Annotated in this window: 17 protein-coding genes; 13 read left to right on the top strand and 4 right to left on the bottom strand. The window is 43.7% G+C overall.

The genetic code is table 11. The features are described from left to right. The 8 genes from mlaD to LG368_RS01420 all read left to right on the top strand — a co-directional run bounded on the left by mlaD (window position 1) and on the right by LG368_RS01420 (window position 6141). Window positions 1-462, top strand: a complete 462-nt coding sequence (mlaD, locus tag LG368_RS01455; RefSeq protein WP_226752939.1) for an outer membrane lipid asymmetry maintenance protein MlaD — start codon at window positions 1-3, stop codon at window positions 460-462. 3 nt (window positions 463-465) lie between these two features. Continuing rightward, complete coding sequence (locus LG368_RS01450; protein ID WP_226752938.1) at window positions 466-1083, top strand: MlaC/ttg2D family ABC transporter substrate-binding protein; 618 nt, start codon at window positions 466-468, stop codon at window positions 1081-1083. Window positions 1084-1319: 236 nt separating this feature from the next. Further along, window positions 1320-1556: a BolA family protein gene (locus LG368_RS01445; RefSeq protein WP_226752937.1), complete on the top strand. Its 237-nt coding sequence runs from the start codon at window positions 1320-1322 to the stop codon at window positions 1554-1556. Between the two features lie 23 nt (window positions 1557-1579). Then, on the top strand, window positions 1580-2842 hold the full coding sequence (gene murA, locus LG368_RS01440) for a UDP-N-acetylglucosamine 1-carboxyvinyltransferase (RefSeq protein WP_226752936.1): 1263 nt from the start codon (window positions 1580-1582) through the stop codon (window positions 2840-2842). A 1-nt stretch (window position 2843) separates the two neighbouring features. Beyond that, on the top strand, window positions 2844-3488 hold the full coding sequence (gene hisG / locus LG368_RS01435; protein ID WP_226752935.1) for an ATP phosphoribosyltransferase: 645 nt from the start codon (window positions 2844-2846) through the stop codon (window positions 3486-3488). Continuing rightward, window positions 3489-4799 (top strand): histidinol dehydrogenase, encoded by a 1311-nt coding sequence (gene hisD / locus LG368_RS01430; protein ID WP_226752934.1) that lies wholly within the window; start codon window positions 3489-3491, stop codon window positions 4797-4799. Beyond that, complete coding sequence (locus tag LG368_RS01425) at window positions 4799-5344, top strand: SRPBCC family protein (protein WP_226752933.1); 546 nt, start codon at window positions 4799-4801, stop codon at window positions 5342-5344. The genes hisD and LG368_RS01425 overlap by 1 nt, the downstream gene beginning before the upstream one ends. 35 nt (window positions 5345-5379) lie before the next feature. Next, complete coding sequence (locus LG368_RS01420) at window positions 5380-6141, top strand: Nif3-like dinuclear metal center hexameric protein (RefSeq protein ID WP_226752932.1); 762 nt, start codon at window positions 5380-5382, stop codon at window positions 6139-6141. A 59-nt stretch (window positions 6142-6200) separates the two neighbouring features. On the opposite strand, the gene LG368_RS01415 is transcribed toward LG368_RS01420, so the two are convergent. Continuing rightward, a complete protein-coding gene (locus LG368_RS01415; protein ID WP_226752931.1) occupies window positions 6201-6647 on the bottom strand; it encodes a ZapG family protein in 447 nt (148 codons plus the stop codon). Between the two features lie 130 nt (window positions 6648-6777). Between LG368_RS01415 and zapE the strand changes: the two genes are divergently transcribed. From zapE to LG368_RS01390, 5 genes are all read left to right on the top strand, one after another. Next, window positions 6778-7878, top strand: a complete 1101-nt coding sequence (zapE, locus tag LG368_RS01410) for a cell division protein ZapE (protein ID WP_226752930.1) — start codon at window positions 6778-6780, stop codon at window positions 7876-7878. Between the two features lie 151 nt (window positions 7879-8029). Next, a complete protein-coding gene (gene rplM, locus LG368_RS01405; protein WP_226752929.1) occupies window positions 8030-8458 on the top strand; it encodes a 50S ribosomal protein L13 in 429 nt (142 codons plus the stop codon). A 14-nt stretch (window positions 8459-8472) separates the two neighbouring features. Continuing rightward, window positions 8473-8865 carry a 30S ribosomal protein S9 gene (gene rpsI / locus LG368_RS01400; RefSeq protein ID WP_226752928.1) on the top strand — a complete coding sequence of 131 codons (393 nt, stop codon included), beginning with the start codon at window positions 8473-8475 and terminating at the stop codon, window positions 8863-8865. Between the two features lie 292 nt (window positions 8866-9157). Beyond that, a complete protein-coding gene (locus tag LG368_RS01395) occupies window positions 9158-9790 on the top strand; it encodes a glutathione S-transferase N-terminal domain-containing protein (protein ID WP_226752927.1) in 633 nt (210 codons plus the stop codon). 92 nt (window positions 9791-9882) lie between these two features. Beyond that, window positions 9883-10257, top strand: a complete 375-nt coding sequence (locus LG368_RS01390) for a ClpXP protease specificity-enhancing factor (protein WP_226752926.1) — start codon at window positions 9883-9885, stop codon at window positions 10255-10257. A gap of 88 nt (window positions 10258-10345) precedes the next feature. Here the strand turns inward: LG368_RS01390 and LG368_RS01385 are convergent, their stop codons facing one another. From LG368_RS01385 to LG368_RS01375, 3 genes are read right to left on the bottom strand one after another with little or no spacing between them, the layout of a single operon-like run. Continuing rightward, a complete protein-coding gene (locus LG368_RS01385; RefSeq protein ID WP_226752925.1) occupies window positions 10346-10939 on the bottom strand; it encodes an SIS domain-containing protein in 594 nt (197 codons plus the stop codon). A 5-nt stretch (window positions 10940-10944) separates the two neighbouring features. Beyond that, a complete protein-coding gene (locus tag LG368_RS01380) occupies window positions 10945-11328 on the bottom strand; it encodes a YraN family protein (protein WP_226752924.1) in 384 nt (127 codons plus the stop codon). Beyond that, a complete protein-coding gene (locus tag LG368_RS01375) occupies window positions 11279-13138 on the bottom strand; it encodes a penicillin-binding protein activator (RefSeq protein ID WP_226752923.1) in 1860 nt (619 codons plus the stop codon). Before LG368_RS01375 ends, LG368_RS01380 begins: the two co-directional genes overlap by 50 nt. Window positions 13139-13159: the final 21 nt, after the last annotated feature.

Here is a 13159-nt window from a genome sequence, read left to right as displayed (position 1 = left end):
ATGAGAAGTAAGCGTACTGAGTTTTTTGTTGGTAGTTTTATTGTTTTAGGGTTGCTGGCATTTGTTTATTTGGCGGTGCAGGTCAGTGGTTTGGCTTTTGCTGGGAAGAAAGACACTTATCAGATTGTGGCGCGCTTTGATGATATCGGTGGTTTGACCAGTCGTGCGAAAGTGACTATAGCCGGTGTGACAGTCGGTACGGTGGAGTCCATTGTGTTGGATAAAGAGTTGTACATGGGGTTGGTTACCATGAACATCGACGCTGATGTAAATAACATTCCAATTGACAGCTCTATTGCTATTTTAACCAGTGGGTTGCTGGGTGAAAAATACTTAGGGCTTTCTATTGGTGCGGAAGAGGAAATGTTAACCAATGGTGAAGAAATTTATGACACCCAGTCCGCTCTCGTTTTAGAAACGTTAATCAGTCAGTTCTTATTCAAAAGTGACTCAGAGGATTAGGTTATGTTGAAGTGGTTAACATGTGTTGGATTTATCTGGGCTTTGCTAAGTTCATCGGCGCTATGGGCGAGTAACGACGCGGCGCGCGATACTGTGATTGGTATCGTTGAATCATTTCGTACTGACATCGTTGCTGAGAAAGACGTGTTATCGAAAAATCCCGCTTTGCTTGAGGAGCGAGTAGACAGTATTCTGGCAAAGGTGGTGGATTTTGATGATTTTGCCAAGAAGGTGATGGGTAAGTATTATCGCCGAGCAACACCTGAGCAACGCTTACGCTTTGCCAGTGTGACAAAAGATACCTTGCTGAATACCTATGGGTCTTCTTTGTTGGAGTTGGACCCCGATAAGATTAATGTTCTACCACTAGGGCCTCAAGGTCGTGGTAGAGAAACGAAAGTCGATGTGACGTTCCAAATGGAGTCGGCCGGTCTATTGAGTATTTCCTTTTTCATGGAGGAGGCTGAACAAGACAAATGGATGTTGAGTAATGTGGTGATCAATAATATTAATTTCGGTCTGACATTCCGAAAGCAGTTTGGTGTCATGATGGGACAAAATAGAAATGATATTGATTCTGCTATTGCCGCATGGAAAGACTCATTAGCGAAGAAGTCCTAATAAGCGAATGGTTGCTTGGTCTGAGGATGATTTAACCTCTATTCTTACACAAATAAGATCCGAGCCTATGCAATGGGGTCGGATTTTTCTTTTTTTAGACAGTGAAGAGTCAGGCTTTATTAAAATCCATGAAAACACAGGCTTTTTTATGATTAGAGCCTCGTCGAGGTGTTAAGTAGTTGCCTTGACTCATGTAGAATACGAAACATTAAAGCTATTTATATATTGGAGAAACTGTGAACGCAGCGGAAGTAAAAACATTGTTAGAATCCTCAATGGCGAATTGTGAAGTGATCGCTGAAGGGGAAGGTTGTAATTTCCAAGTAGTGGTTGTCACAACGGATTTTGAAGGGCTGTCGACCGTTAAACGCCAGCAACTTGTGTATTCTCATCTACAAGAAGCGATTGCCAGCGGAGCAATCCATGCAGTCACCATGAAAACCTACACGCCAGAACAATTTAATTCGCTTTAAAGCGACGACAAGAGATTAAAAGTATGGATAAGCTCCTGATTACCGGCGGTGCTCGGCTTAATGGTGTGGTGCGTGCGTCAGGTGCAAAAAATGCAGCTCTGCCTATTTTAGCGGCCACGTTACTGACAAAAGAACTCATCACGATTAAAAACCTTCCCCATCTGCATGACATTACAACGATGCTTGAGCTGCTTGGCTCAATGGGATGCGGTGTGGTGGTTGATGAAAAAATGAGCGTTCAGCTTGATATATCGACACTGAATAATTGTGAAGCGCCTTATGACCTTGTAAAAACCATGCGTGCATCGATTCTGGTTCTGGGGCCTTTGGTCAGTCACTTTGGCCGTGCGGTGGTGTCTTTACCCGGCGGTTGTGCCATTGGTAGCCGTCCTGTTGACTTGCACCTGCGTGGTCTGGAGGCAATGGGCGCCAAGATAGATGTAGAAGGTGGCGACATAGTCGCAACGGTGGATGGGCGTCTTAAAGGCGCACGCATTTTCTTCGACAAAGTCACGGTGACTGGTACAGAAAATTTATTAATGGCCGCGACATTGGCAGAAGGTCAAACAGTGCTTGAAAATGCGGCACGTGAGCCAGAAGTGGTTGATCTTGCTAAGTGCTTGATTGCGATGGGTGCCAAAATATCAGGTCATGGTACAGATACGATTACTATTGATGGTGTCGAGACGTTAAAAGGAACAACTTATCCTGTGATGCCGGATCGTATCGAGACCGGTACTTTCTTAGTGGCCGCCGCTATCACGGGTGGAAAGGTGCGTGTTGTTGATACGGATGTAAAATCCCTTGAAGCGGTTTTGTCCAAATTAGAAGAGGCAACCGCTAAGGTGACCTGTGGCGAAGATTGGATTGAAGTAGACATGGAGGGCAGGCGTCCAAAAGCGGTTAACATAAGTACCGCGCCTTACCCAGCCTTCCCTACTGACATGCAAGCACAGTTTGTCGCTTTGAATTCCGTTGCAACGGGCGTGGGTCGTGTGATTGAGAATATATTTGAAAATCGCTTTATGCACGTTGATGAGATGCTCCGAATGGGGGCTGATATTGAGGTGACCGGAAACACAGCGATTGTTAGAGGCATAGACAAACTTAAAGGGGCGCCTGTTATGGCGACTGATTTGCGTGCTTCAGCGAGTTTAGTGCTTTCTGCTTTAGTTGCAGAAGGCGATACAAAAATTGATCGCATTTATCACATTGATCGTGGTTACGAGTGTATCGAAGAGAAGTTCGGTTTGTTGGGTGCGAAAATTTCACGGGTGTTAAATTAATATGAGTAAGACATTAACCATTGCGTTGTCGAAAGGGCGCATTCTTGGTGAAACCTTGCCGCTATTGGAAAAAGCGAACATTGTTCCAGCGGAAGATATTAGTAAAAGTCGTAAGTTGATCTTCGATACTAACCATGAACATATTAAATTAGTGATCCTACGTGCGACAGATGTGCCGACTTATGTGGATCATGGTGTGGCTGACTTTGGTGTGGCTGGAAAAGATGTGTTGATGGAAGCGTCGACAAAGAATCTTTATGAATTGCTAGATCTAAAAATAGCTAAGTGTCGTTTAATGACAGCAGGTGTTGTAGGCGAGCCACTGCCTAATAGACGTTTAAAAGTAGCGTCTAAGTTTATAAAAACAGCCAAGGCCTATTTTGCTGAGCAGGGTGTTCAAGCTGATGTTGTTAAGTTGTATGGTGCAATGGAGCTGGCGCCTATTATGGGGTTAGCGGATTTAATTGTTGATATTGTTGACACCGGAAATACCTTAAAAGCAAATGGTTTAGAATCAAGAGAATTAATTGCGCCGATCAGCACAAGATTGGTTGTTAACAAAGCGGCTTACAAAACGAAGTACGCACAAATTGAACCTATCATCGACATGTTACGACGTGCGGTGGAAGATAATGAGGGTAAGTAAGTGAAGCTTAATGTACGAGAGTTTTCTTCTAGCTCTGAAGGTTTTCGCGATGAACTGGACGCGCTATTAGCATGGGATTCTGTTTCTGATGCAGGTGTTCAGCATGCTGTTGCTGGCATTGTGGAGCAAGTGCGCTTAAAAGGTGATGAGGCGGTCATTGAGTTTACGAATAAGTTTGATCGACGCCAAGTTGTTGAGTCATCTGAGTTAGAGATTTCTCGGGATGAGTTGGCGCTAGCGAAAGAGCGTGTATCACCAGAATTGGTCGACAATCTAGAAGCGGCTGCTCAGCGCGTGAATGATTACCATGAGCGTCAAAAGCAATCATCTTGGCAATACCAAGAAGACAGTGGAACCGTGTTGGGTCAGAAGGTGACGCCATTAGATCGTGTTGGTGTTTATGTGCCTGGCGGTAAAGCCGCTTACCCTTCTTCCGTGTTGATGAATGTGATGCCTGCAAAAGTGGCGGGCGTCAAAGAAATCATCATGGTGGTGCCAACACCTGATGGTGTAGTAAATGACATTGTTTTGGCTGCAGCTTACATTGCCGGTGTTGATCGTGTCTTTACGATTGGTGGTGCACAAGCGGTTGCTGCCTTGGCTTATGGTACGCAAAGCATTCCTAAGGTAGATAAGATTGTTGGTCCAGGGAATATTTTTGTTGCTACTGCCAAGAAGATGGTTTTTGGTGTTGTTGGCATCGATATGATTGCAGGACCGTCTGAGATTCTTGTTGTTTGTGATGGTAAAACCGATCCTGACTGGATTGCGATGGACTTATTTTCACAGGCAGAGCACGATGAAGATGCTCAGTCTATTTTGGTTTCTCCAGATTTGGCCTTTATCAAAGAAGTGAAGTCTGCCATGGAGCGTTTAGTCGACACACAAAGTCGCAAAGACATTATCAAAGTGTCCTTAGAAAACCGTGGTGCTCTCATTCATGTTAAAGATATGGATGATGCGATGGATATTGCCAACATAGTGGCGGCAGAGCATTTGGAGCTATCGATCGATGAGCCTGAAAAATGGGTGGAGAAAATTCGTCATGCCGGGGCTATTTTTATGGGGCGTCATACGCCTGAAGCTGTGGGTGACTATTGTGCTGGGCCGAACCATGTTTTGCCAACGTCTGGTACGGCAAGGTTTTCTTCTCCGCTAGGGGTTTACGACTTTCAAAAACGCAGTTCGCTTATTTATTGTTCGCCTGAAGGCGCCAGTGATTTGGCTAAAATTGCTGCGCCGCTTGCCCGTGGCGAATCTTTAGAAGCTCATGCGATGTCAGCAGAATACCGTATCTTGAAGGATGCTTAATGGCTGACAATACCGCTCATTCTCCGGCACTGTACAAACTTCGAAAAGTAACACGTATAGCTGCCTTGGTTATCTTGTTATTGGTTGTTATGGGGTTTTTCTTGCCGGCAGAGTATCGCGTAGAGCGCAGTATTGTTGTCGATGCGTCGCGGCAAGAAGTGTTCAGCAGTATGTTGCAAGGCGATAATTTGTCGGATTGGATGTATATTCAAAATGGACAGGTAGAAGTCTTTGATGGGGAGTTGACTGTTGGTGATCGAGTTGCTCTGTTCTATAGTGATGTGGAGCAGCAAGGCTTCCTGTCAGTCACCAATAAGTCGAACTACACGGTCCTTTTTGATGTGCAGCCTAAGCCAAAGGTGAACCTTGTTAAAAATACCATTGCTCTAACAGAGGTTGCCGAAGGGACGTTGGTGCAGTGGACGATCAATGGAACCTTGAGTGCCGGTTTGTTGAGCCCTTATTTAGCGATGTTCGCAAACGATATTGCGGGCAGTAATTTTGAAAGAAGTCTGTCCGCGCTTAAAGAGCAAATAGAGCAGTAATCTTCTGGAATGTGATTCTGAGTAAAGGGGCTATTGTGTTACGTGTAGAATTTGAGCGACACCTTAATAGTGTGTTAAAGCCGGAAAATTTTAAAGATTATGCGCCGAATGGTCTGCAAGTTGAGGGTAAGGATAACATCCAGCGAGTCGTGACTGGCGTGACAGCCTGCCAAGCCTTAATTGATGCGGCAATTGATTATCAAGCAGATGCCATTGTTGTTCATCATGGTTACTTCTGGAAAAACGAAGACCCTCGTGTTGTTGGTATGAAATATCGTCGACTGTCTTCGTTGATAAAGCAGGACATTAACCTGTTTGGGTATCACCTTCCTTTAGATGCTCACCCTGTTTTAGGAAATAACGCAGGCATGGCGGATGCAATAGGCTTGTCTGACCGTGTTGGTTTACAGACTGGGGCGTCAATAGAGCAGTCAATTGGTATTGTCGGTGAGCTAGGTGTTGCGTTGTCTGCAGAAGATTTTGGTCTTTTAGTGGAGAAAGCAGTAGGGCGTAATATTCTGTTTGAACAAGGGCATGATCGTCCAATTAAGCGAGTTGCATTGTGTACAGGTGGTGCTCAAGGTTATATCGAACAGGCCGTTGACGCACAAGCGGACGTGTTTATAACGGGCGAAGTGTCAGAGCAGACGATTCACATAGCTCGCGAAATGGGAATTCATTTTATTGCCGCAGGACACCATGCAACTGAGCGTTTTGGTGCACAATCCATTGCACGTTTGTTGACTAGTGAATGGGGTTTAGACGCGGTGTTTATTGATATTGATAGTCCAGCATAATTTTTTCATGTAATGGCGTATCAAATAAGAAGAGAGAATGGGCTACTAGAGCCCATTTTTTATATGGTGCGTTTAGGTTCTACTTCGTCAGTGTCTGATTTTAAGCCAAAATCATCACTTAGTGTGCCAGGCTCCTGTTCACTTTTGAGTGCATAATCTCTAGGTGGTTCATAGCCACTGTCTGTTTTGCTCTCTTCCGCTTTTTCTTCCTGAGCGTTGCTGTTGATGGCAACATTACTGATTTGACTGGCGTTATCTGCTAAGCACTTTCTAAAATCCGCTAAACGTTTTTCAACAGTAGCAAGGTGCTCATTACTGTCCGAGAAAAAGTTATCTATGATGACCTGTTTGTTATCTAGCTCCTGTTGTAAGGTTTTCATAGTGATAATGTTAGAGTCGTCTTGCTTGTTGTTTTTGGAACCAAAGCTTTTAAAAGCAAGGGTGGCGACGCAACCGATGATAATGCCCGTGATAAAGATGATGATATTGAATTCTTCTAAGTTCATGACTTTCTCCAAGAAAACTGATTATTCATTATAACGAAACGGCCTCTACGATAACAGCTTGATGGGTGTTGTTTAAGATGCAATTTGTTAGAATAATCGTCATTCACCTAACCTAATGTAAAGAGCACCGATGACGCCTATCACACGTTATAAACAAGATTTGACTAGAGATGATTTTAATTATGACCCTGCTCAAGAAGAAGCAGTAGAAGCCCTGCAGGATTTATTTGATCGTCTGGTGGCGAAGCAGCCTGAGAAACCGTCGGGTGGATTGTTTGGACGTTTCGCTAAAAAGAAAGCCCCAGTGGTTGAACGGGGTTTGTATTTTTGGGGTGGGGTAGGTCGTGGAAAGACCTATCTTATGGATACTTTTTTCGATTGTTTGCCGACAGAGCGAAAAATGCGCTTGCACTTTCACCGCTTTATGCAAATGGTGCATCAGGAAATGCGTAAGCTTGAGCATGTAAAAAATCCATTAGAAGTAGTCGGTAAGCAGATCTCAGACAAAGCGCAGGTGCTGTGTTTTGATGAGTTTTTTGTTACTGATATTACCGATGCGATGATCCTTGCGGGGCTGTTGGAGGTTTTGTTTGAAAACGGTACGACTCTCGTTGCAACATCAAACATTGAGCCAGATGGATTGTATAAGAATGGTTTGCAGCGTGCGCGCTTTTTGCCAGCGATTGATTTGGTTAATAAGCATACCAAAGTGATGAACGTCGATGGTGGCGTAGATTATCGTTTACGTACATTGAAGCAGGCCAAGCTCTATCACTTTCCATTAAATGCCGAAGCGGATCAAGCGCTTGAAGAGCGTTTTAGAAGTTTGATTACGGATGCCTCTGCTGTTGTCGAAGGGGGCGTTGCTGAGATCGAAGGGCGTGGTATTCCGCTTATTCGCAGTTGTGATGGCTTGGCATGGTTTGATATTAAAGCGTTGTGTGATGGGCCTCGAAGCCAGGTTGATTACATTGAACTGGCTCGATTGTACACGACAGTTATCATTTCAAATTTACCACAAATGGACGCTTCAACAGACGACCTGGCGAGACGTTTCATTAATTTAGTGGATGAATTCTATGATCGTCACGTCAAGGTGATATTTTCTGCAGAGGTGGCGATTCCAGAGATTTATAAAGGAACGCGGTTGGCGTTTGAATACGATCGTACTGTTAGTCGTCTGCTTGAAATGCAGTCGGAAGAATATTTATCGTTAGAGCATCGCCCATAAGCACTTTCATCTTTTCTATTGAGCTTTGTTAATGTATACTTCGCTCGCCTTTTTAAAGGTAAGTGCACGTTGTTTTTCGTGAAAGCGTTTAAACAACCAATAATAATAGGTATAGCGTGTCATTGAGCACGCGTATTGAAAGGGTTTTTTGATGAAAACTTTTACAGCTAAACCTGCTGAAGTTCGCCGCGACTGGTTCGTGGTTGATGCTGAAGGCAAAACATTAGGCCGCTTGGCTACTGAAATTGCTCGCCGTCTACGTGGCAAGCATAAAGCGGAATACACTCCACACGTTGATACTGGCGATTACATCGTTGTTGTTAATGCGGAGAAAGTTCACGTTACCGGTAACAAAGCCGCAGCGAAACAATACTACCGTCACACTGGTTACCCAGGTGGATTGCGTTCTATGAATTTCGAGAAGCTGATTGATCACGCTCCAGAGCGCGTTCTTGAAATCGCCGTTAAAGGTATGTTGCCAAAAGGTCCTTTGGGCCGTGCAATGCACAAGAAAATGAAAGTGTACGCTGGTACTGAGCATCCACATGCTGCTCAACAGCCTCAAGAACTTAACATTTAATACGGAAGATCATTATGTCAGCTACTCAATACTACGGTACAGGTCGTCGTAAAACGTCTACCGCTCGTGTGTTCCTTAAAGCCGGTACTGGTAACCTAGTTATCAATAACCGTACTCTTTCTCAGTACTTCGGTCGCGAAACAGCGCAAATGGTTGTTCGTCAGCCACTTGAACTTGTTGATTCAACTGAAAAATTTGACGTTTACATCACTGTTAAAGGTGGTGGTATCTCTGGTCAAGCTGGTGCGATCCGTCACGGTATCACACGTGCATTGATGCAATATGACGAGACTCTACGTCGTACTCTACGTTCTGCAGGTTACGTAACTCGTGACTCTCGTGAAGTAGAGCGTAAGAAAGTGGGTCTACGCAAAGCACGTCGTCGTCCTCAGTTCTCTAAGCGTTAATTTTCGCTTTGGAATGCTTAAAACGCTTGGTGAGTTCGCCAAGCGTTTTTTTTGCTTCAGACAAAGCTTAATTTTGTGCCTGATGTGCAAATAACATTGTGTGTAACAAAATAGCTTTTCTGCGAAAAAACAGACAGAAATAATGCTAGAATAGATTTTTAACGAAAGTCAGCGTGTATTTTTGTTTTTTCGTTTTTGGCGCGGCATCTTGTCCTTTTTTGCTTCGTCACTGTTTTATAATATATTCCCGTAGAAAATGGGAATCTTGAAGTTTTCAATAAAGGGGTTAGACATGGGTGTTATTGCTAAGCGCTCCTCAATGACGTTCTTTTCTGATGGGGAAGATCATTATAGCCATCGAGTTCGTATTGTATTGGCTGAGAAAGCCGTCACAGTTGATATCATAGATGTAGACCCGTTTAATAAACCAGACGAGTTGGCCGACGTAAATCCATACAATGAATTGCCTGCATTGGTAGATCGTGATTTGGTCTTATATGAGCCTAATGTCATGATGGAATATCTGGATGAGCGTTTTCCGCATCCACCGCTGTTGCCTGTTTATCCAGTTGCTCGCGCTGAAAGTCGCTTGTTTATGTATCGTATTCAACGTGATTGGGCGAAATTAGTCGACTTGATTTTATCGACAAAAGACAAAGAAGTGATTGCTCAAGCGCAAAAAGAGTTGCGTGAAGGTTTGCTGAATGTTGCGCCTATCTTTGAAGAAAAGCCTTATTTCATGAGCGATGAGTTCACTATTGTGGATTGTTGTTTAGCGCCAATTCTATGGCGTTTACCGGCTTTGGGTGTTGACCTTCCTAAAGATCAGGCGAAAGCTTTATACAAGTATATGGATCTTGTTTTCGCGCGTGAGTCATTTCAAGAGAGTCTTTCAGAAGCAGAACAAGAGATGCGTCTCGACTAAGTAAGCGAGACTAACACTGTTAAATAGCAAAAGGAGCTCTGTGCTCCTTTTTTTATTATGTTTTAAGAATATTGGTTTTGTTAGGAGGCGATATGCTGCCAAAAAGATCCTATTTACTGAATGCCGCTTACTCATGGGTTGCGGATAATGATATGACACCGTATTTATTGGTGAATGCGGAAGAGAAAGACGTTGTTGTTCCTACAGAATTTGTTAAAGACGGTCAGATCGTTCTTAACGTTAGCATGTCAGCTGTGCGTCATTTGATAATGGACAAAGAGGCAGTGTCGTTTGAGGCTCGGTTTAGTGGTAAGCCTATGCAGGTTTATGTTCCGATTCGTGCGGCATTGGCTCTGTACGCAAAAGAAAATGGCGACGGTTTTGTGTTTCCAGATGAAGAGTTTGATATGGAGCCGACACCACCGCCAGAGCCTAAAAAGGGCTTTCAATTAAAAGTGGTCAAATAAATCTGCTTTATTGAAGCTTCTATGATGAAAGTGCGGTGTCACTATAAAAAGAGCCAACATTGTTTGGCTCTTTTTTTGTCTTATTGATCTAATCTTCGCAACCAAACAGTTGGCGTTCTAGTAGGTCAATTAAAATGTGTATGACACTGAGTTGACACTCGTGTACACGTGCTGTGCCTAATAAGTTAATTTTGATTTCTGTATCGTCTTGCGACGTTAGAGAAGAGACATTTTTTGCCTCTGGGCTAGTAAGTGCCACGATACTCATTTTGCGTTCATGAGCCGCTTGAATGGCTTGAATAATCGGGGACGTGTTGCCGCGGTTGGCGACAACAAAGAGGATATCACCTGGGTTACCCAGCGCGGTAATTTGCTTTGAAAACACATCGTGATAGCTATCGTTATGGGTGATTGCAAGAATAGCAGACCCATCACCGCTTAAGTTGATGGCGGGAAGTCCTGGGCGTTCTCTGTCCATTCTATCCAACATGAGTGTGCTGAAGTACTGTGACAGATGAGATCCTGTACTGTTGCCGATGCAAACAATTTTGCCGCCTGAAGCAATGCTGTTAAAAATGACTTTTGCGGCGTGTTCAATATAGGGCGGTAAGCTTTCGAGTGCCTGCTGTTGTGCTTCGAAACTTTGTGCAAACTGGGTATAAATTGCTTCTTGAAAATCCATAGTGATTAAAATACTGCTTTAAGCCATGTTAAATGTTGTAGGTCTACTTTTTCGTCAAAGAGTATCGCATCAAAGCGACACGCACAGTGTTCTTGCCGGTTCTTCTGTAGCCAAAGTGAGGCACTTTTTCGAACTTTTCTGAGTTTCGAGGCGCTCAAGCTTTCTGCGGCAGAGCCATGTATCTTATTGGCACGGTAGCGTACCTCAATAAACACATAAGTGTCTTGATCTAAAAAAATCAGATCAATTTCACCCATCCGACAAAAGAAATTTCGTTCAATAAAGCAAAGGCCTTTTTCGAGTAAGAAATCTTCGGCCATTTGTTCTGCTTTTATACCATCACTCTTTGATTTCTTGTTTTGACTCAAAGAATTTTTCGCTGTCTGCATACACCAAAGTTCCTTTTTGGTAGGTCATTATTTCAGGGCGTTTATGAAATATCCCTTGATCATCCAAGGTGATGATCCCTGTGTTTGCTGCTATTTTTGTGTTTGGCAATAACGTAAAAAGAGTATGTTTGTTTGCCAGTAAAAACGCATCCGCGCCGAGCGCTTGCAGTCTACGAAGAATATTAGAATTACTGTTCCTCGGCAGATCTTTAAGTGTGGTGTTGTCTTGCAATAAGGCGGGCACTTCAGTGAATAAAATACGCTCTATATCGCCTGATTTGGTTGATGACTCAGGTTCGCTGTCGTTCAGAGTGCTGCTTGCCAGCATAGGTATTTTATCTGCAAAGTAAAAATCAAGTAGGGGTCTTATTTGCTTTGCATCATTGAGTTTTCCGATGTAATACACGTAGTCTAGGTCTTTGCGAGAGCGTGCCGTACTGTCAACATTTGAGCCTATCCAGCGCTCGATAGATCGTTTTCGAGCGTAACTTTCGTCAACCAGTAACAGTGACTGTATTGCTTGTTGTCTGCCTCTTGGGGTGTTGGCATAAGACTGACTGAATACAATAGAAAGGTTTTCTGCGGCCGCTGCGGTGTTAAATTCATCACTCTGTTTCAGCGCCCATGTATCTTGCGTACTTAACACCGCTGCAGTTGTTGCGCCTTCTTGTTTTGCAAAAGTAATGAGTTCATGTATTTCATCTTCTGCTGACAATGAGAAGTGGTAAAGGTTTGGGTTTTGTTTATTGAAATCCAGTTGGTTTAACGCAATAACAGGGTGAGGCAATATCATCTGACTAACACGCGCAACATTACTTTTCTGTAGTGGGCCAACAATGACGTCTGGATTGATGGCATTAGCGGCAGACAGCGCATCCGTGATATTTGCATACTCTTCTGTATTCACAACAGTCACTTTGGGTCTTACATCGGATTTGTTGTAATAAGACACTAAAAAGCCATCTACAATGGCTTGTGAAGCACGCTCTAGTGGTCCGCTCATTGGTAACAACAAGACAATGTTTTCAGGTGGTTTCTCTTGCACCGTTGCCATAATGACAAAGTCTTGGGGAGGGGTGACAGCAGCGGGATGGTCGGGATGGTTTGCTTGCCAGGTGTGAAACAGAGTCAGTTGCTGTTCGATCGAAAGCGACTGGTCTCGTAGGATGGTGCTGATGTCTAACCAACCCTTTAAGGTTGAATCCTGCTGTTGATATAACACCTTCATTTCATTTTGAGTAAGGTTTTGGATAGCAAGCCAGAGTCTTGTTTGGTTTTCAGCGCCCTCATTGAGAGGGAGTTGATCGGCTAACGCCATGCGTAAATGAACGGCTGTCAGCCAATCATTGACGTGCTCAAGTACCGCAGCTTGAGTGGCCTTAAGGCGATTCTGATTGTCTGGATGGCGAGCAGTAGGCAGTGTTTCTGCTTGCTGTAGATAATCTAATGCTTCGGTTAATTTATTTTGTCTGGACTCGGCAAGGGCGGCTAAGAGGTAACCATCAAACTGCCTCGTTGAAGCGGTAGGTAAAATGGATGCTTCTAATAACGCGATCGCTTGTTGAAATTCATTAGTGTCATACAAATCAAGGGCGTTTTGGTATGCCTGGTTAACTTTTTTATTGGCCTCAGTGGTCTTAATAGGGTGATAGACACTAGGTGGTAAAGTACGCTCAGAGATGTTCTCTTCCGCGTTTGTTGTTTGTCCGTTAGTGCCCGTTGCTTCTCTGTTTAAATTGACAGAATTACAAGCACTGAGCAGAAAAGAGCAGAGCGTTAATGATATGATGCGGTAATAAATTCGGCTCATAAACGTATAAAATGGTAAATA

The organism is Marinomonas algarum, from assembly GCF_020532605.1.
Lineage (GTDB): Bacteria > Pseudomonadota > Gammaproteobacteria > Pseudomonadales > Marinomonadaceae > Marinomonas > Marinomonas algarum.
The sequence above is the reverse complement of the archived record's forward strand: the minus strand, read 5'-3'. Positions and strand labels throughout refer to the sequence as shown.

Bases quoted from the DNA above. Each gene is read 5' to 3' on its own strand.
- mlaD (WP_226752939.1), top strand. From the start codon at position 1: ATGAGAAGTAAGCGTACTGAGTTTTTTGTTGGTAGTTTTATTGTTTTA.
- LG368_RS01450 (WP_226752938.1), top strand. From the start codon at position 466: ATGTTGAAGTGGTTAACATGTGTTGGATTTATCTGGGCTTTGCTAAGT.
- murA (WP_226752936.1), top strand. From the start codon at position 1,580: ATGGATAAGCTCCTGATTACCGGCGGTGCTCGGCTTAATGGTGTGGTG.
- hisG (WP_226752935.1), top strand. From the start codon at position 2,844: ATGAGTAAGACATTAACCATTGCGTTGTCGAAAGGGCGCATTCTTGGT.
- LG368_RS01425 (WP_226752933.1), top strand. From the start codon at position 4,799: ATGGCTGACAATACCGCTCATTCTCCGGCACTGTACAAACTTCGAAAA.
- LG368_RS01415 (WP_226752931.1), bottom strand. From the start codon at position 6,647: ATGAACTTAGAAGAATTCAATATCATCATCTTTATCACGGGCATTATC.
- zapE (WP_226752930.1), top strand. From the start codon at position 6,778: ATGACGCCTATCACACGTTATAAACAAGATTTGACTAGAGATGATTTT.
- rplM (WP_226752929.1), top strand. From the start codon at position 8,030: ATGAAAACTTTTACAGCTAAACCTGCTGAAGTTCGCCGCGACTGGTTC.
- rpsI (WP_226752928.1), top strand. From the start codon at position 8,473: ATGTCAGCTACTCAATACTACGGTACAGGTCGTCGTAAAACGTCTACC.
- LG368_RS01395 (WP_226752927.1), top strand. From the start codon at position 9,158: ATGGGTGTTATTGCTAAGCGCTCCTCAATGACGTTCTTTTCTGATGGG.
- LG368_RS01390 (WP_226752926.1), top strand. From the start codon at position 9,883: ATGCTGCCAAAAAGATCCTATTTACTGAATGCCGCTTACTCATGGGTT.
- LG368_RS01385 (WP_226752925.1), bottom strand. From the start codon at position 10,939: ATGGATTTTCAAGAAGCAATTTATACCCAGTTTGCACAAAGTTTCGAA.
- LG368_RS01380 (WP_226752924.1), bottom strand. From the start codon at position 11,328: ATGCAGACAGCGAAAAATTCTTTGAGTCAAAACAAGAAATCAAAGAGT.
- LG368_RS01375 (WP_226752923.1), bottom strand. From the start codon at position 13,138: ATGAGCCGAATTTATTACCGCATCATATCATTAACGCTCTGCTCTTTT.